Origin of the sequence: Streptomyces sp. NPDC004435, from assembly GCF_042873895.1 — a bacterium.
GTDB lineage: Bacteria > Actinomycetota > Actinomycetes > Streptomycetales > Streptomycetaceae > Streptomyces.
Genome location: NZ_JBIAMB010000016.1, coordinates 169757 through 184543, shown reverse-complemented (window position 1 = coordinate 184543; position 14787 = coordinate 169757). Strand labels below are relative to the sequence as shown.

At 67.7% G+C, this 14787-nt stretch carries 12 protein-coding genes and 2 pseudogenes; 5 read left to right on the top strand and 9 right to left on the bottom strand.

Annotation, left to right across the window (positions count from 1 at the left end):
• Nucleotides 1-494: 494 nt before the first annotated feature.
• The 3 genes from ACFYT9_RS27265 to ACFYT9_RS27255 all read right to left on the bottom strand — a co-directional run bounded on the left by ACFYT9_RS27265 (nt 495) and on the right by ACFYT9_RS27255 (nt 3722).
• The gene (locus tag ACFYT9_RS27265) at nt 495-1346 is read right to left on the bottom strand and encodes a hypothetical protein (RefSeq protein WP_389168249.1); all 852 of its coding nucleotides are present in this window, start codon (nt 1344-1346) and stop codon (nt 495-497) included.
• A complete protein-coding gene (locus ACFYT9_RS27260; protein ID WP_389168247.1) occupies nt 1346-2839 on the bottom strand; it encodes an AAA family ATPase in 1494 nt (497 codons plus the stop codon). Before ACFYT9_RS27260 ends, ACFYT9_RS27265 begins: the two co-directional genes overlap by 1 nt.
• A 421-nt stretch (nt 2840-3260) precedes the next feature.
• Entirely contained in the window at nt 3261-3722 is a 462-nt protein-coding gene (locus tag ACFYT9_RS27255; protein WP_389168245.1) for an ATP-binding protein, read from the bottom strand.
• Nucleotides 3723-3980: 258 nt separating this feature from the next.
• Between ACFYT9_RS27255 and ACFYT9_RS27250 the strand changes: the two genes are divergently transcribed.
• The gene (locus ACFYT9_RS27250) at nt 3981-4214 is read left to right on the top strand and encodes a DUF397 domain-containing protein (RefSeq protein ID WP_389168244.1); all 234 of its coding nucleotides are present in this window, start codon (nt 3981-3983) and stop codon (nt 4212-4214) included.
• Between the two features lie 87 nt (nt 4215-4301).
• A complete protein-coding gene (locus ACFYT9_RS27245; RefSeq protein WP_389168243.1) occupies nt 4302-5303 on the top strand; it encodes a helix-turn-helix domain-containing protein in 1002 nt (333 codons plus the stop codon).
• Here the strand turns inward: ACFYT9_RS27245 and ACFYT9_RS27240 are convergent.
• The 3 genes from ACFYT9_RS27240 to ACFYT9_RS27230 form a co-directional block, all read right to left on the bottom strand.
• The gene (locus tag ACFYT9_RS27240; RefSeq protein ID WP_389168241.1) at nt 5230-5997 is read right to left on the bottom strand and encodes an SAM-dependent methyltransferase; all 768 of its coding nucleotides are present in this window, start codon (nt 5995-5997) and stop codon (nt 5230-5232) included. The genes ACFYT9_RS27245 and ACFYT9_RS27240 overlap by 74 nt on opposite strands.
• A 549-nt stretch (nt 5998-6546) precedes the next feature.
• Complete coding sequence (locus ACFYT9_RS27235) at nt 6547-7374, bottom strand: helix-turn-helix domain-containing protein (RefSeq protein WP_389168239.1); 828 nt, start codon at nt 7372-7374, stop codon at nt 6547-6549.
• Nucleotides 7375-7716: 342 nt separating this feature from the next.
• Nucleotides 7717-7980 carry a hypothetical protein gene (locus tag ACFYT9_RS27230; protein ID WP_389168238.1) on the bottom strand — a complete coding sequence of 88 codons (264 nt, stop codon included), beginning with the start codon at nt 7978-7980 and terminating at the stop codon, nt 7717-7719.
• 1049 nt (nt 7981-9029) lie between these two features.
• Between ACFYT9_RS27230 and ACFYT9_RS27225 the strand changes: the two genes are divergently transcribed.
• Nucleotides 9030-9608 carry an IS607 family transposase gene (locus tag ACFYT9_RS27225; RefSeq protein ID WP_389168237.1) on the top strand — a complete coding sequence of 193 codons (579 nt, stop codon included), beginning with the start codon at nt 9030-9032 and terminating at the stop codon, nt 9606-9608.
• Nucleotides 9601-11238 (top strand): IS200/IS605 family accessory protein TnpB-related protein, encoded by a 1638-nt coding sequence (locus tag ACFYT9_RS27220; protein WP_389168235.1) that lies wholly within the window; start codon nt 9601-9603, stop codon nt 11236-11238. The genes ACFYT9_RS27225 and ACFYT9_RS27220 overlap by 8 nt, the downstream gene beginning before the upstream one ends.
• Nucleotides 11239-11243: 5 nt before the next feature.
• On the opposite strand, the pseudogene ACFYT9_RS27215 reads toward ACFYT9_RS27220, so the two are convergent.
• The 3 genes and pseudogenes from ACFYT9_RS27215 to ACFYT9_RS27205 form a co-directional block, all read right to left on the bottom strand.
• Nucleotides 11244-11676: pseudogene (locus ACFYT9_RS27215) on the bottom strand (IS5/IS1182 family transposase); the annotation flags it as partial.
• 103 nt (nt 11677-11779) lie between these two features.
• Nucleotides 11780-12310, bottom strand: a pseudogene (locus ACFYT9_RS27210) (leucine zipper domain-containing protein); the annotation flags it as partial.
• A 213-nt stretch (nt 12311-12523) separates the two neighbouring features.
• The gene (locus tag ACFYT9_RS27205; RefSeq protein ID WP_389168233.1) at nt 12524-13429 is read right to left on the bottom strand and encodes a hypothetical protein; all 906 of its coding nucleotides are present in this window, start codon (nt 13427-13429) and stop codon (nt 12524-12526) included.
• Nucleotides 13430-13962: 533 nt separating this feature from the next.
• On the opposite strand from ACFYT9_RS27205, the gene ACFYT9_RS27200 reads away from it, so the two are divergent.
• Nucleotides 13963-14496 (top strand): hypothetical protein, encoded by a 534-nt coding sequence (locus ACFYT9_RS27200; protein ID WP_389168231.1) that lies wholly within the window; start codon nt 13963-13965, stop codon nt 14494-14496.
• Nucleotides 14497-14787 lie beyond the last annotated feature (291 nt).

Sequence of the window (14787 nt, the reverse complement as noted above, 5' to 3'; positions counted from 1 at the left end):
GCAGAAGGGGCGAGCCGTTGAGGCCGCCGCCTCGTGGTCGGAGCGGCTGGATCCCCGAGTCAGTACGCGACGGCCGCGTGGGACGAGACCTCTGATGCAGAGCGAGTTCCGGCCTTGCAGCGACTGCGCGGCTGCTGTTGGGGCACAGGCCGTCCCCCCGGCTCGCTTATCCGTCAGGGTGCTGGCGTGTAGTGCACGACGGTCTCGCACGTGTCGGCGTACCCGTCAGTGAGCCCGCTGACTGGCTCTGCGACAGCCCGTGTTGCCGAGATCGTCATTACACGCTGCCGGAACAGACACAGGGAAACCGGACCCCCTCCTGCCCCCCGCCACTATGGAGAGCGGCAGCCGGAGCACCGCACTTCCTCAGTCCGCCGCCGACTGCGTCTGGCACCTTCAAATCCGGTCAGGGGGCGGCCTACGCGGTCGGAGCGCTACAGGTACGGCCTATTTGCGGTACGGCTCAGCGGGTGATGAGGGGCGAGATCCACGGGTCAGCCCACTGCCATCCCGCCGTTCAGGTACCAGTCGCATGCGGCGAGGCCGTGAAGGAGCGCGGTTTCCATGCCGTTGGGGTGTGCTTCCTCCGCGCTCGCGGCTTCCTCTGAGATCGAGGCCCGCAGTTCCTCAGGCCCGGAGGACGTCAGAAGCCGGATGTCCCGCCGGCGCCGATTGGAGAGGCGGCTGGATGTCGCCTTCGCGTACCGGTCGGCGAGCTTGTGGCTCACGAAGTGATGCTGCAGGCGCCGGCTCTTGGTGTCGGGCCAGTGATCAGGCGCCTGGACGAAGTAGGTGGCCGTGACGCCGCCGTTCGCCCGGTGGACGTACGCGAAGAGCCACCGCTCTTCACCGAGGTCGTCGAAGTAGGGGTGGAACGCTTCTTTGGCTGCTTCGAGAGCAAGCTTGTTGCTCTTGCCCTGATTGCAGGGACCACAGGCAGGCACCAGATTCAGCGGCGTCAACGCCCACAGAGGGAAACTGGCCTTCGGTGCGTGGTGATCGATCTGAGCGACAGGCTGGTATCCGCACAGGGGGCACAGGTTGTGCACTGCGGAGGCCATGAGCGCGTCGTAGAGCCTCCGGCCCGGCGCCCGGTCCACCATCGCTGTCTCGTAGACGGCGTGGAAGCGTCCCTTGTCGGAGTCCTTCTTCTGCGAGTCGGCCTCAGAGACGAGCAGCGCCAGCAGCCGGCCGGCTTCTCCCGCTGTCCGGTAGCGCTCCTCGAGTTCTATGAGTTCCGGAAGACGGGCACGGAGTTCTGCGCCCCAGTCCTGTGTGTCGAGCCATGGGGTGCAGGCGTTGAGCACATCCCGGACGGAGAATCCGGGCCTGGGTGGCCACAGCATCAGCGTGCTCCTCGCGCCCGTTCGAACGTCATCGCACGCAGAAGGGCCCGGGCTTCGCTTCCCAGGCCGGTGAACCTGCCGGCGATCTCTTCGTAGGTGCCGCCCTGCTCCACCTCCCGTGCGATCGCAGCGTGGAAACCGGTCGCGTCGACTTCCAGACCGAACGCTTCATAGGTCAGCTCTCCGACGCTCTCGCCGTAGGTCTCCGTGATGGGACGGTGGGCGGTGAGCTCGGCGCCGTGGCGGGACATCAACCACACGCAGGACGCAGGAACTTCCTGCAGAACGACGGGGGAGTGGGTAGCGATCACAGCCATGCCGTTGCGGTCGCTGAGCAGATCGGACAGGGTCCGGGCCAGAGCTGCCAGCAGCGGCGGGTGCAGATGCGTTTCGGGCTCGTCGATCAGGACCAGGGTGCGCTCACCGACTACCTCGAGCAGGCGGGTCACCATCAACAGCACCACCGCATGACCCGAGCTCAGGCTGTCGAAGACTTCACCCATCCGCTCTTCGAACCTGCGGCTGCTGCCTTCCCGGATCATGGCGTCGATCACGGGCATGTGCTCGTCGAGGAAGCCGCTCGCACTGTAGTTGAGTGTGTCGATCGCCTGCCGCCAGCGCCTGCCTCGCGACCCGATCCGGACCGTGGCGAAACTGTCGACGAACTCCTTGCGCCACTCAGCCTCGGTCTTCATCCGCACCCCATCGGGGTGCCGCAGACCGACGAAGTCGAACGACATTGCTGTAGATGCCAGATCGTACGGCTGATCGAAGGGACTGAACGAGACGACGACGCAACCGGTGAACTGGTTGTCCTCGAAGAGGGAAGGGCTGCGCACCGAGATCCGGCCCTCCGTCGCCGCCTCGGCCAGGCGGTGCAGCAGCGTGGACTTCCCCACGCCGTTGCGGCCGATCAGCGCGTGCAGATTCGTGGGAGGCTTGCTCCCCGGCTCCGCCTCGAACTCGAATCTGTGCGCAGGGCGCAGTCCTTCCTGTTCAGGCGTGTAATGCCAGCTGAAGGGAACCACCCGGGCCCGCAGACCCCGGGCAATGAGGTTCGCCGCGGCCAGCTGCTGCTCCGTGCGGCCGCGAAGCAGCGCCTTCTGGTACACCTCAAGCGATCGGATCGTTCTGCCCAAACTTGAGTCGAACGCGACGTCGTTCAGGGCGCGGAGAATCTCGTACCCCATGCCTGCGCCGGGAAGCTTCCGCAGCTCCTCGTAGAAGTCGTCCTCATGAGCCAGGCTGAAGAACCCGTGATTGAGGGCGGTGAACGCATCAGGGAGCAGGTCCGCTGTCCGTCTCGTCCCATCGGAACGCATCGAGACATGGCCGATACGCAGGTACCCGATCCGGAGCAGGCGCGTGTCCGCCAGACGGATGTGGAGGTCGAACGTGGTGATGAACCCACCATCGTTCCAACCGTCGATGATCAGGTAGGCGCCCGGGCGATGCGGCATCGGATCGGTGCGTCTCAGCATGATGAACTGCATGGGGCCCCTGTCTTCGCTGTCTGCTGTGTGGATGCCTCAGTGTCGTCGGGTCTCAGTAAAGTCCTGGCGAGACGCGAAGACTGCAGTAGCCCGTATGCGGCACTTGGCTCGACGCCTGCGATGCACAGCCGCAGGCGTGCATCAATGCCGATCCGACCGCTGCCGACGGCCCCCGTATCCACCCGGAGCGGGCAGATCTGCCGCCTGGGAAGGTGTCTGTCCAGGCGGTGGCTGTCGAGGCGTTGTCAGAGCCGGCTGGCATGGTGCCTGTATGAGTGCGGTAGACCCAGGCGCGGCGCCGGGCCTGTGGGGGCACGGTGCGGTCCGTCCCTGCGGCCGGCTGTTCCACTGCGGGTGGCTGCAGGTGTTGGCCCGAGGGGGGCGAGGGCCGAGCGGAGGGGCGGCCGGTCAGTCGTGCGATTCAGGCTTGGAGATGGGCCCAGACGGCTTTGCCGGTGCCGTCGGCGTGGACGTCGCAGCCCCAGTCGTCGCTGAGCGCGGTGACGATGCGCAGGCCCCGGCCCCCTTCGGCGAGGGGGTCCTGTGTGGTTGTCCGGGGGCGTTGGTCGCTCGGATCGCTGACCGTGCACGTCACCGTCCTGTCGGTGCAGCTCAGTCCCAGCCAGGCCGCCGCGGCTTCCTCGTCGCTCTCCGCAGCCAGAGCGTGCGTCGCTGCGTTGGTCATCAGTTCCGCAGCCACGAGCGTGGCGTCGTCGGCACACCGCTCCAGGCCCCAGGAAGTCAGAGTCTCGTGAGTGAACCGTCGGGCGCCGGACAGGCTCAGGCTGCTTGCAGTGAAGCGGTGCGCGGCGAAGCGCGGTACACCGAGCCCTTGCCCGAGTCCCCAGTCGACGGGTCTGAGGCCGGCGGCATGGACGTCCATGAAGAGATCCCTCCTGGTGCGCGACGAAGCGCCTACATCTTGAACCATCAACGTCCTAACTGCCGCTTCTCAGGCACTCGTTCGGGGGACACTCACCGCCGCGCGCGGCCGATAAGATCCTCACCAACCCACTCCTCATGCAAATGCATATGGGATTGCACGTCCAGGAGCATCTGACTGTGGGGTCCGAGCGCGACGGTCTCGAAGACCGTCCTGCGCGGTGGGGAGGTCGTCATTGAACTGAGAACGGAGACAGTCATGCAGTTCGACAACGGTGTCCCCTCGAACCGGATCCAGGGCGCACTCTGGATCAAGAGCCAGGCCAGCGGGGCGGAGGGCAACTGCGTCGAAGCGACCGCCCTGCCCGGCGGAGCCGTGGCTCTGCGCAACTCGCGCCACCCCGAGGGGCCGGCCCTGATCTACACCACCGCCGAGGTCCGCGCTTTCCTCCAGGGCGCCAAGGACGGTGAGTTCGACCACCTCGTCGGCTGAGGCGTAAAGGTGTGACCATTCCGTCGGACATGCGGTGTCGTTTCTGGAAAACTGGCGGGCAAGAGCCGGTCGTCCACAGGAGCACGCATGTCCGACGGGCACGCCCGGAGTGAGACTCCGTCCGCCCAAGCCGTCCCAGGGGAAGAGCCGCACACGAAGCCCGAGGCCGCAGCGCGGCTTCTGGGCGATTACCTCCGCAGCCTGCGGAGGCAACGCGGCCTGACCCTCGCCCAGGTGGCGCCGGCCATCCGCGGATCTCAGTCCAAAATCAGCCGCCTCGAACGAGGAGAGAGCCCGGCCAAGGAACGCGACGTCCGTGACCTGGCCACGTTCTACGGGCTGCAGGACCGCCGGGAACTCGACAACCTGCTGCGCTACAGCCAGGACAGCGCCTGGTACGAGAAGTACGCCGACGTCACTCCCAACTGGTTCCGGCGATTGGTCGGCTTGGAGGGATCCGCGGATTCCATCCGGACCTATGAGAACAACGTCGTCCCCGGCCTCCTGCAGACCCGCTCCTACGCCCGTGCCGTCGTCGAGGCCGGCCTGCCCCACGCCACAGCGGAAGAGATCGACCTGCGGGTGCGGATGAGAGCGGAGCGCCAGAGCATGCTCAGGCGCCGCGGGAACCGGCCACGGGTCACCGCAGTGCTCAACGAGGGAGTCCTCTGTCAGCCCACGGGCGGCCCTCAAGTCATGGTCGAACAGCTCGAGCACCTCAAGAGGGTTCAGGAACTCGACCGGACCAACGTCGTGATCCTTCCGTTCGACCGCTCGTCAGGCGCCGTGCCCAGCACGCCGATGACACAGCTGACGTTCGGAGACGGGGGCCCTCAGGAACTCATCTATGTCGAGCTCATCGACAGCGCTCTCTACATCAGCAGACCTGCCCAGGTGGCACAGTACCGATCGGTTCTCAACAAGGCGTGCCTGGCTGTAGCGGACAAACAAGAGAGCATCGATCTCATCGACGCCTACATCAGCTACTACCGCGCCCGCGCTGCCAACCGCGCTGTCACCAGCCGACCCGGCATCGAGGTACACGAGCGACACCACCCCACTCGACACACTCCCCGGGCGGCTGTGTAGCAACCGTCAAACCGCCACGCCATGCGGCGACATCGCCCAGGCCGGGGGAGAGTACGTCCAAGTCCTTGAAGAACTTTTTCACCTGCTCCGCCTGCCGCACCCGCCCCCAGCGGCCCTGGGTCTCTTCCTGCATCACCGCGGTGACCTTGGCGCCTACCTCCGAAGCCGAACACACCAGTTGGCTGATCGCGAGGAAACTTCCCGGTGCCAGCGGTGCGGTCCACCGCCTGACCAGGTCGGCCGGGCCCTCCTCATCCGGCAAGCAGTGCAGCACCGAAACCAGCAGGACCGCTGTCGGTTCACGCAGGTCGATCAACCGCCGTACCTTGGCGTGTTCCAGGATGAAGGCGGTGTCGCGCACATCCGCGTGGAGGAACAGGGTGTTGCTGTTCTCCTGCAGGACCGTCCGCCCGTACGCGAGGGCCGTCGGATCCGCATCGACGTACACCACGCGTGACCGGGGGTCCGCTCTCTGGGCCACCTGATGCACATTGTCCTGCGCGGGCAGCCCCGAGCCCAGTTCGATGAATTGACGCACTCCGTACTCCGTGGCCAGCGTGTGCACCGCGCGCTTGAGGAACCGTCTGCCGGCGCGAACGGTCCTGCTGATCTCGGGAGCGACCGACAGCACCCTCCTGCACGCCCGTTGGTCGGCCTCGTAGTTCTCCACGCCCCCCAGCAGCCAGTCGGACATCCGAGCCACACTGGCCACGGAGACATCGATGGTGCGAGAAACTCGATTCTCTCCGCCGCTCATTCGCCCCCACAAGCCTTCAGTAGCGCAAGAAGGCAATGCTAGACGCAGCCTTCGCCAGGCAGGGAGACCACGTTCGGGGGAACGGTGGAGAGATTCCGAAGATTTTCGCACCCGAGGAGAAAAACATTCTCATGTAATGAGCAATACGATCCTGGACTCCCCAGGCATATCCGTCACGCCTCTTTGGTCAGGCATACTTGAATGGCATGTGCCGAAAGGAGCTTCGCCGAACCTCGCGAGTTGGATCGACGGCCACCGGCGTATGCCGGGCGTCATATCCGTCGCCCGTTCACGCGTCAGAACAGGCACCGGCGAAGGCTCGGAGTGCCGTTCGGCCGAGGCCGGCTTCGACCGAGAGGGGCAGGGCGCCCCAGCGCGTTCAGGATCGTCGCGCCAGCGGGGCAGGGGCAGCCGTAACGCCTGGGCCTGCTCGCCCTGCCGTCACAGCGCCTTCTTCGAGCCGGCGCCGTGACGCCTACCTCCCTGTTACGACTCCGTGCCGTCGGCGGAGACACCGCCCTGGGGGAAGATGTCGTGCGAGGCCAAGAACGCGTAGTGCAGCTCTTCCCACAACGGGCGCACTGCTGCCGGGTGGGCACCGAGCCGGATGACAAGCCGGGAGAGCAGCGGCCAGTCAGGGATGCGATCCCCCTTCAGAACTTCACGGATCACCCGCGGCGACAGCACGGCCCCCTCGGCGAGCCGAGCCGGATCCGGGCTCCCGGCCGCCAAGTGCAGTCCCCTCAGCGCAGCGCGCAACAGCGCGGCAGCCTCGCGCACGGGGCGCCGAGGAGGCAGCGTGACACCCCGCGCGGCCTCCCACAAGAACCGGAACTCCAAGGGAGCACCCGACAGGATCGTGGCGAGCATGTGGACGACCGGCCACGACGGAAGACGCTCTCCGGCCAGGACCCGGGACAGATACGGTGCCGACAGGTCCGCTTCGCGCGCCACATCCCCGATGGTCATGCCGGATCGGCGATGCAGATGCGACAGGGCCGAGCTCAACGCGTGACCGGGCAGCCCCGCCGACCCGTCGGGCACCTGACCGTCCCCGCCATCCGTCCCTGACCGCCACGAGACCACCGGCTGCCCGCGCAGCTGTCGCTGCACCCGGGCCGTGCTCCACCTCAGCCGCGCCGTCTCGGCCTGCACCCCGGCCGCCTGCGCCACCTCGTCCCACGACGCCCCGACCCCGCGCGCATCCTGCACGGCAGCCGTCACGTAGCGGTTGACCTCCCGCTCGATGCGATGGGCGCACAGCAGGAGATCGGCCAGCGAAGCCTGGCCGTGCTCGAGCCGCACCAACTGCACGGACAAAGCCTGGACGCTCTCCGCTAGCACGGCGCCCCAGGGGACCGCAGCGGTAGGAGGCGGTGTCCTGTGGCCGTCCCGCTCGCGCTGAGCTCGACGCCGGCACCGCTTGTCACAGTAGCTCCTGCGCCGGCCGGGCCCCGGCCGATGCGGAAAACTCTGGCCGCAGAACCCGCAGCGCCCGACCCCTTGCGATTCGCTCACTGTGAAAGTCCCTCCCCGAAAACAACCCGCCTCCCGCCAGGGAGGCGATGAGGAAACACGGCGGGCCTGCGCCAGGTCCCGCACGCGCAGAGGTGCCCGGCATCCTTGAAGGCGCCGGACACCCCTCGCGCTTGCGCCTCAGCGGCGAATGAACCGCAGGTGGTGGACGGTGGACCGATCAGCGACGGCGATCAGACACATCAGGAACCCCCAGCCCAGCGCGGCCGGGTCACCCCCCGCCCAGATCACCCAGATCGCGATGACCAGCACGACCAGGGTGCTCAGCCTCAGCTTTACATCCCAGGCACGAATCGCGCCCGGACGTGGAACAGGCCAGCTCCCAATGGTAGTTTCACGGGAAGCCGGGGGCCGCTGATTCCCGCCCCGGTTTCGATCGAACATGGCTCTTTCCTTTCAGTTTGATCGGCACAGGCCCCGAGAGTGGACGCAACCCACCTCGGGGCCTTCTGCGTGTCAGACAATGGACTGGACACGAGAGAACCTACAACCACTCTGAGCCCAGCCCGCACGGCCCTCTACCTCACGGGAACCGTCCGTCCCGCCATGCAAGAAATTTGCCCACGAGTAACTCGAAAAACAAGCTGAAAAAACTGATCGATCTCGCTCAAAGCTCAGCCGCTAAAAGACCGGTGACGGATCGATGAGGACAGAGATCGATGCACCCCCGCACTCGTGAGGCCAATCGTGGTAGTGGTGCACAGGCTCTGAGATATTCACCCGTTCGGCCTATGAAAGAGGGGGTGGATGCAAGAAGTGAGGGCGCGGGGGAACCGATCTGCGCCGTAACACGTCCGCCTCTCGCCTCGGTGGCGGCCCGCACGCAGAGAAGACGTCCACTCGGCCGCAGAATCCGGCCTGGAGTGGCGAAACGCTTCTTCGGCCAGGTCTTCTGGCCGAGCGTGGCGTCGAACGACTGCCACGAAGATGCCGGAGCCACCGCCCTTGGCGTCGAACCCCACGGCCCCGAGAGCGGACTGGCACATCCTCAAGAACCACGTGGATCCCAGGGAGAGACACCGACGGTATCCGTCGTCGGGTGGGTGAGGAACGCTGCCCTCGGCGGGGTCGAGGCCGTCTCCATCGACCTTTCGAAGATGCCAGCAGCCCCCGGCGGCATCCTTCTCCCGACTGCCGGCAGCACCGGCGGTGACAGCCTCTCGCCCCCCAGGGAGGAGCTGGCTGCAAGTCGATGGACGGGCGGATGCCATACCCGCCCGCGGAGCGCCGGTTGTGGCGGCGAGCCTCTGTGCAGCTGACGGAGCAGGCATGCGTGTTGCCGTCACACGGACTGTCCGCATCACCAGCAGCCCGAGCCGCGGGAGCATTCGCTGTCCGCCACGCTCGGCAGTGCCCGTTGACCTGGTGGCAACCCTGCGGGGGTTGAGAACTGCTCTCGAATAAGTGTCCATGAGTGTCGTAGGATCTTGTCCTTGAACCTGACGGAATGGGCACGCGCACAGGGGATTGCCCCACGTACTGCGTATCGCTGGTTCCGTGAGGGCACGTTGCCGGTCCCCGCGGAGCGAGTGGGGCCGCGCACGATCCTGGTGAACATCGACGCGAACGCCTCACCCGCCGTGACCGGCGGGGTCGGTCTGTATGCCCGGGTCTCCTCTCACGATCAGAGAGCGGACCTGGAACGGCAGACGGCACGCCTGTCGGCATGGGCGGCGAAGGCCGGACACAAGGTTGTCCGTGTCGAATCCGAGATCGCCTCGGGCATGAACGGTGCCCGGACCAAGGCCCGCCGACTGCTGGCCGACCCGCAGGTGACCACGGTTGTGGTCGAGCACAAGGACCGGCTGGGCCGGATGAACGTCGAGCTGGTCGAGGCCGCCCTGTCCGCGACGGGCCGGCGCCTGGTCGTGCTCGATGACGGCGAGGTCGAAGACGACCCGGTGCGGGACATGGTTGAAGTCCTGACCTCGTTCTGTGCCCGACTGTACGGGCGCCGCTCGGCGAAGAACCGTGCCCGCAAGGCGCTTGAGGCGGCTGCCGCCGATGAGTGAGAAGCAGCTCCGCCCCATCGACGCGCCGTTCGTCGCGCTCGGCCCGTCCGGTGTGGCGATACGCGACCGCCTGGGGCAGCTCACCCCGGCCGACGAGAAGGTTCTCCGTCTGACCGGTGAGCACCTGGGGCGACTGGCGTCCCAGGACCTGGCGTTGCGGTGCGCCCAGGGCCACGAGCACAACAGCGAATCGTGGGCGGCCCGGAAGCAGGGCCTGACCGCAGCGTCCTCGTCCCGCTGGGCCGGGAGCATCACGAAGGCCAGCCATGATCAGTGGGCGCTGTCGCGGCGCGGCCAGCTCGCGTACATCCAGGGTCTGGAAGCCGGGGTCCGGACGCTGATGCACCGCCTGTCCCAACCTCTCGGGGAGAAGGGAACCAGGCGGGACCCCGGCGGCTACCAGTCCCACCACGAGTGGTTCGTCAAGTCGCGGCGTCTGGCGGTCCTGGAGCACCGCCTCGACGTGGCGCGCGCGGAGCGTGAGGCCGGGATCGTGCACGTGGTGCGTGGCGGCCGACGTCTGCTGAACACCCGGCACAACCTCGCCGCGGCCGGGCTGACCGAGGAACAGTGGCGGCAGCGGTGGGAGGCCGAGCGCTGGTTCCTCGCCGCCGACGGGGAGTCCGGCAAAAGGTTCGGTAACGAGACCATCCGCGTCAGCCCGGACGGCGAGGTGTCGATCAAGCTTCCCGCCCCGCTCGCGCACCTGGCCAATACCAAGCACGGCCGGTACGTCCTTGCCTCGAAGGTGGCGTTCGCGCACCGGGGCGCCGAGTGGGCCGACCGGATCGAGGCGAACCGGGCGGTCGCGTACCGCATCCACTACGACGCCGAGCGTGGGCGTTGGTACCTGACCGCGTCGTGGCAGAAGCCGGTGGTCAAGACGGTACCGCTCGACACGGCCCGTGCCCATGGGATGGTCGGCGTCGATACGAACGCCGACCACTTTGCCGCCTACCTGCTCGACCGGCACGGCAACCCTGTCGGCGACCCGCGTCGCTTCCCCTACGACCTGACCGGCACCGCCGGCCACCGTGACGCCCAGGTCCGCCACGCCATCACCCGCCTGCTGCACTGGGCCAAGCGGTGCGGCGTGACGGCGATCGGCCTGGAGAACCTGGACTTCACCGCCGAGAAGACCCGGGAGAAGCACGGCCGCAGGAAGCGGTTCCGTCAGCTGATCTCCGGCATCCCTACCGGAAAGCTCAAAGCCCGTCTGGTGTCGATGGCCGCCGAGCAGGGCCTGGCGATCGTCGCCGTCGATCCGGCTTACACCTCCATGTGGGGCGATCAGCACTGGCGTAAGCCGCTGACCAGCAACAAGCGAAAGATGTCCCGTCACGACGCCGCGAGCGTCGCGATCGGGCGACGCGCCCTCGGGCACCCGATCCGGCGACGGACGGCACCGCCCCACGACGACCAGAGCGATCGTCGTGGGCATCGGACCGCCCAGGCCGAACCGGGCATCCAGGAGCGTCAGGGAACCCGCCCACCCGTCACGGAACGTGCACACGATGCACGACCCCGAACGGGGACAACGAGAACGCGGGTAACCAGCGCATCCAACACCGCTTGGTATGCGCGCAGTTCCGGGAGCTGGCATCCGATGTCACTCCTGGACACTGTTTAGGAACGGTATGCGCCGTCCAGGAGGACCTCCACGTCGGCAGAATGCCGGCAGCAGACCGCGATGGCTTCGCTGCGTGCGACGGTCGCATCGTGCATCCGGCCAGGTCGCAGAGTATCGGTCCAGAGAGTGCGGCCCTGGTGGTCTGCCACGGCGGTCCATCGCGTTTCGCCCAAGACGAACGCGCGGCGTCTGCCAGGGGCCTGCGCACCTGGTTCTCGGTGGCGTCCAGCCGTAGCCCGATGCCCTCGGCCCGGGCATAGGGCGAACACGTCGGCCAGGGAACGCAGTCGCAGACCAGAGCGGTCGGGGACCGTGCATCCCTCTCGGCAGAATTGACTATATTTCCCCAGCGGCCCGGCGACGGTGGAGCGGTCGACACTGAACAGCAGGGGCGAGAACAGGGCACGTCAGATCGTGCCGCAGATGAATCAGAGTGGCGGGACTTGGCGGTCTTCTCGATCTCCCGGCGCTCGAACACGGCAAACATCCTCGGCCGTCCGCCCGGTACTTTTGGCCGGGCGAGACGAAGCCGTCGTTCTTGGCGGCTGTGGTCGTCGACTGCAAAGTGGATGTAGGCGAAGCCCACGCTGCTGCGAGTGACCCGGCCGGCCTGGCGGCCCAGGACCTTGTGGCCGCCGGGATTCGGCCGAGCTTCTCCACGTGGACATGGACGAGTTCACCGGCCGCGTTCGTCGCGGCGGATCGGCGTGCCGGTGGGGCGGTCGAGCCAGGCCAGCCGGTTGAGCCGGTGGCAGGTCGGGATCCGGCACACGGTCGAGTGCGGACAGGCCCAGGACCGGGCCGATGCGGGCGCGACCGAGTTTGCGGCTTGTGCCGCACGTCGCAGACGCGGGCTTCGACCGCGGACGACGTCCGGTGCGGGCTGGTGTGCGGCCTGCCGGACCGGTCATGGAGGCCAGGGCCGCCCTCGCCACCGGCCCATCCATTGGTGGGCGGTGGCCCGGAAGATGCCCATCCCGGCGGCCACATGGGCGACCGGACGGCCTGAGCGGGCACGGTCGACCAGCAGTCTCCCACCAATCACGGCCAGACGGGCGATACCGTGGGGCACGAAGACCTCCGTGCGGTGAGTTCCTAGACAGCGCCCACCACACCGGAGGTCTTCGCCGTGCTCAAGACCAGACCAGTGTCAACAACGCTCGTGATTAATACAGCTAGCACCGAGGCCACAGGCCGCCGAGGGCCGGCTCGGCCGCCTCCCGGCAGACAGGGCCCTGCCGGATCGTTGCCGCCGTGAGTGCCCGGTCAGATGGTGCCCGATCCGCTACGGCACCGGAAGCCAGGTGACGGAGACGAAGCCGTTTCCGCCACGACTTCCAGAGGTGACGGGAGCGGTCTGGGTGGTCTGCGTGCCGCCGTACCCGCCGGCGCCGGCGCCGGCAGGCACCGCCACACCAGTCAGCCCGGCGGGGGAACCGCCACCGCCGCCAGCAGTACCAGCGTTGCCGCCCGCGCCCCCATAGGCGGTAAGCCCGTCGTTGGTGAACTCGCAGGTACCTCCCGCACCGCCTCCACCACCACCGCCATCGGTCCCTTGACCGTCTCCGACGTCCGGCCGTCCGGCGGAACCGTTTCTCGGCGATCCGCCGAGGCCACCCCAGGCGCCGCCCCCGGACTCGCTCAGTCCGCGCACGGAGCCACTTGCGCCCCCTCCGCCGCCGCCGGAGCTGGCGAGGATCCCGCCGTAGCCGCCGCCGGGAGTCAGATTCGTCACGGAGCTCCCGCCCGCCCCGCCGCCACCGCCGCGGCTGAAGCCTTCCGTCCGGGTCGCTCCTGCCCTGCCGGACGCATCGGGATCACTTCCGCTCGCGCCCCCCTGTCCGCCGGTGGTGGTACCTGCGCCGCCGCCTGCACCCACGGTGATGCGAAGGGTGGTGGCGGATGAGGCTGTGACCGTCTTCTCGCACACGGCCAGACCGCCGCCCCCGCCACCTCCGCCGCCCGAGCGGTAGAGCGGATTGGTGCTGTTGAAACCGCTGGAACCGCCTCCGCCACCCGCACCGACGGTGACGAGCGTCAACCGGACACGCGTCAGAAGCGGATTGGTGCTCGCCGGAACGATGAGTGTGTACACGCCGGGCTGGCCGTACGTCGTCGTGCCGACAGCGGCGGCCGGAGCGGCATTGGCGCTGCTGCCCGGGGCGACTGTTGTGCACAGCACCATCGCCACTGCGGCACCGCCGAACCAGCGCTTTGACAAAAGGGGACGGGGCATTGCTCGGGTATCCCTTCTTTCCTCACGGTCGGCCGTGAGCCGTTTCACTCCGTCATGAAAGCCGATGCCCCTCGCTGCATAACAGAAGCCGACCGAGTGACACTGTGCGGGCTGCGTCGCCGCCCCGGCTGGGACCGGGAAATACTGCTGCAAGCCTCGGCGAGGCAGGCTCATCAACCGCCCGGTGGCACCCTCACCCTTCACCTGACCAGCCCAGAGCGGGGATGGAAAGGGCTCTCTGCGCGCCCTGGCACCCGCCAAGGAAGAGACGTTCTGAAAGCTCAGACCCGGATTCGGCACATCTAAAGCAGGAGGGGGCGCGCAGAAGCGGGGGCCGGTGGTCACGGATGCGCCCCCGCGCAGACGAGTCAGCCATCTCGTACGGGCGGTGCACTTGGCGGCCGACAGAGATATGAGCACATTGGACCGAACTGGCCGGCCCCTGCCGGGTCCCCAGTCCATACCGCCTGCACCACGGAGGACGCCGTATGTCCGCACGCCGCCCGGTCGCCACTCTGCTCGCCCTGCTCCTGCCGACTCTCCTGACTCCGCTTCTCCTGGCTGGCCCGGCTCACGCGGGGGTCGCCGACGTGACCTGCCCGGCGGGGACGGACACCGTGACCTACAGCCCCGGCGTCACCCTGACACCCGCCTCGATCGCCATCACTGACACGCAGAACCTGGGAGCCTGCGTGTCCAGCGACCCCACGATCACCAACGGAACAACCATCACCTCCTTCACCGCGGTGCGCTCGTGCCTGAACCTCGGGGCGGCTGGCGCGGGCAACCTGACAATCACGTGGAACAACGCGTCGACCAGCACGCTGTCCCTGAACTTCGTGACCAACACGATCGGCGGCTCCGTCGTCTCCACCGGTACTGGATCCGTCATCGCCGGCAAGTTCGCTGGGGACGCCGCCGTCATTGTCTACACCGGCCCCGTGGTCAACCTCCTCGACTGCGTTGGGCCAGGCATCACCAGCCGCACAGGCGCCGTCAGCCTGGCACTCACCTCGCTCTGACCCGTTGACGCTCAGGGTCGCGTTCGATCGGTCGGCGCCCCGCGGCGTTCGTGGGGCTGCCGGCGGGTTCCGTTGCTGTGGGCCCGGACCGTACGTCCTTGTCCCTCCTGGCACTGGTGAAAGGCTCAGTGTCGGCGGGGACGAGGCGGGCCGAGAGCCTGCGCAGGAAGACGTCGTCGACCGCCGGGGCGGAGATCCCAGCTCGCGGGCGAGCAGCGTGCTTGCCGGAGCCCGGCCAGCCCCTTCGGTGGTCAGGGACGAAGCCGGCGCCGACTGTCACGGGCCAGGGCG